Raw genomic sequence first — 2935 nt, 5'->3', positions numbered from 1 at the left:
AGATCACCGCCGTCTCCGCCGCCGGCCTCACCGACGGCACCATGCACGTCCAGACCCTCGCCAACGGCAAGGTCTACGACAACCAGCGCAACACCAACGGCACCTGGACCGGCGCGGCCCTGCTCGACGGGAACGGCGAGATCACCAACATCTCCGCCGCCGGCTTCCTGAAGTAACCCGGCACGACGGATCCAAGGGCCCGGGCGCGACAGGTCGAGCTCCGCCCCGGGCCCCTACCGAATGACGCGCGGCCGACAAGCACCCTCCGCTCCGACCGACCGCGAACTGCCATGTGACTACGTACAAGGAGATCGAACGTTGAACGCCCAACGCCTGCGTGCGGCCCTGACACTGGGCGCCGCCCTGGTGTCGATCGCCTCCGGGCCCGGCACGGCGCACGCGGACACCGGTGCCGCCACCAGGACGGTGTCCGTCCGGGGGTACGACTTCCAGGTGCCCCGCGACTGGTCGGTCGTCGACCTCGCGAGCGACCCGTCGGCCTGTGTGCGCTTCGATCGGCACACCGTCTACGTCGGTACCCCCGGAACGGACCAGGCCTGCCCGAGCCATCCGTCCGGCCGTACCGAGGCCCTCCTGGTCGAGCCTCAGGACACCGCGGCCACCGACAGGGTGACCACGGATGACACCTCTGCCGCCGAACTCCACGCGGTCGCACCGAAGATCAAGGTCACCGCGGCCTACGGAGACCACCGGTCCGTGGTCGAGGACGTGCTGCGGAAGGCGGGCCTGGCCCCGGTGACAGCCGACATCCGCCGACCCCGGGCCGCCGCTGCTCCGCTGGCGCCCTCGGTCACCGCCGCCGGCGCGGCCGACACCGCTTTCACCGGGTACGGCTTCGACGCCTGTACCGCCCCGAGTTCGAGCGCCATGTCGGCTTGGATGCAGTCGTCCCCGTACCGCGCCGTGGGCATCTACATCGGTGGGCCGACCCGGGTCTGCGGCCAGCCCAACCTGTCGGCCGGCTGGGTCCAGCAGCAGGCCGGCGCCGGGTGGCACTTCATGCCCATCTGGGCGGGTCCGCAGGCCGCCTCGCTCGGCAACCCGACAAGCCAGGGTGCCGAGGCGGCGAACAGCGCGGTCGCCGCGGCCGCCGGGCTTGGCTTCGGACCCGGCTCGACCCTGTACGTCGACATGGAGAACTACGCCTCCGGCTACCGCGGCGCCGTGCTGTCCTACCTCTCCGCCTGGTCGGCGCAGCTCCACGCCCGCGGATACCGCTCCGGCGTCTACGCGGGCGCCACCTCCGGCATCCAGGACCTCGCCGACAACGTGAGCGGCTACACCATGCCCGACGTGATCTGGATCGCCAGGTGGAACGGCGTGGCGAACACCGATGAAGAAGTGGTCCCGGCCTCCTTGTGGGCGAACCACCAGCGCATCCACCAGTACTTCAGCGACAAGGGCGCGGCCGAGACCTACGGCGGGGTCACGATCGACATCGACCGCAACTACCTGGACGTCGCCGCCGGATCCGGCAGCACCAACCCGCCGGTCATGCGGGTGGACACGGTGAAGGGCGGTTCCGTCTTCGACAACCAGCGCAACCCCGACGGCAGCTGGTCGAACGCGGCGCTGCTGGACGGGAACGGTCAGATCACGCAGACGGCCACGACCGCCCTCCCGGACGGCACCTTCCACGTGACGACGCTGGCGAACGGCAAGGTCTACGACAACCAGCGCAACACCAACGGCACCTGGACCGGCGCAGCCCTCCTGGACGGCAGCGGCCAGATCACCGCCGTCTCGGCCACCGGTCTGGCCGACGGCACCATGCACGTCCAGACCCTGGCCAACGGCAAGGTCTTCGACAACCAGCGCAACCCGGACGGCACTTGGTCGAACGCGGCGCTGCTGGACGGAAGCGGCCAGATCACCGCCGTCTCTGCCACCGGCCTCACCGACGGCACCATGCACGTCCAGACCCTCGCCAACGGCAAGGTCTACGACAACCAGCGCAACACCAACGGAAGTTGGACCGGCGCAGCCCTACTGGACGGCAGTGGCCAGATCACCAACATCTCCGCCGCCGGCCTCACCGACGGCACCATGCACGTCCAGACCCTCGCCAACGGCAACGTCTACGACAACCAGCGCAACACCAACGGCACCTGGACCGGCGCAGCCCTACTGGACGGGAACGGCGAGATCACCAACATCTCCGCCGCCGGCTTCCTCAAGTGACCGCAACCCTCAACGAACGGAGTGAACTCGTGTCAACGTTGTTCCGTCGGCGCTTCCTTTCGGGCGCGCTCGCGACCACCTTCGCGTCGACCGCCTGGCTCGGAGTCACGGCCGGCACGGCGGAGGCGGCGTCCATCAGCACGTGGGACAAGGTCGCGTCCTGCGAGAGCAGCGGCAACTGGAGCATCGTCGCCGTGGTCGGCGGAGTCACCTACTACGGCGGCCTGCAGTTCGACTACGGCACCTGGAAGGCGTACGGCGGTCAACGGTACGCGCCCACCGCGAACCTCGCCACGAAGGCGCAGCAGATCGTGATCGCGGAGAAGGTCCTGGCCGTCCAGGGAGAGGGTGCCTGGCCGAGCTGCGGACCGAAGTACCGGCTGGGGTCCGACCGATCGGACCCGTTCCCGATGCGGGTGGACACGGTGAAGGGCGGTTCCGTCTTCGACAACCAACGCAGCAGGGACGGCTCGTGGTCGGGCGCCGCGCTGCTGGACGGGAACGGTCAGATCACGCAGACGGCCACGACCGCCCTCCCGGACGGCACCTTCCACGTGACGACGCTGGCCAACGGCAAGGTCTACGACAACCAGCGCAACACCGACGGCAACTGGACCGGCGCAGCCCTCCTCGACGGCAGCGGTCAGATCACCGCCGTCTCCGCCGCCGGTCTGGCCGACGGCACCATGCACGTCCAGACCCTCGCCAACGGCAAGGTCTACGACAACCAGCG

General features: G+C 69.5%; 2 protein-coding genes. Both read left to right on the top strand.

The window, feature by feature from the left end; translation table 11 throughout:
• The first annotated feature begins 318 nt into the window (after positions 1 to 318).
• Entirely contained in the window at positions 319 to 2202 is a 1884-nt protein-coding gene (locus ABT048_RS41585) for a glycoside hydrolase domain-containing protein (protein ID WP_350526852.1), read from the top strand.
• Positions 2203 to 2231: 29 nt separating this feature from the next.
• Positions 2232 to 2935, top strand: a 704-nt coding sequence (locus tag ABT048_RS41580; RefSeq protein WP_350526851.1) for a transglycosylase family protein, incomplete at its 3' end; no start/stop codon positions are given.

The organism is Kitasatospora sp. NPDC096140 (assembly GCF_040303045.1).
In the GTDB taxonomy this organism is placed as follows: domain Bacteria; phylum Actinomycetota; class Actinomycetes; order Streptomycetales; family Streptomycetaceae; genus Kitasatospora.
Note: the sequence above shows the minus strand (reverse complement) of the source record. Positions and strands in the feature narration are given on the sequence as shown.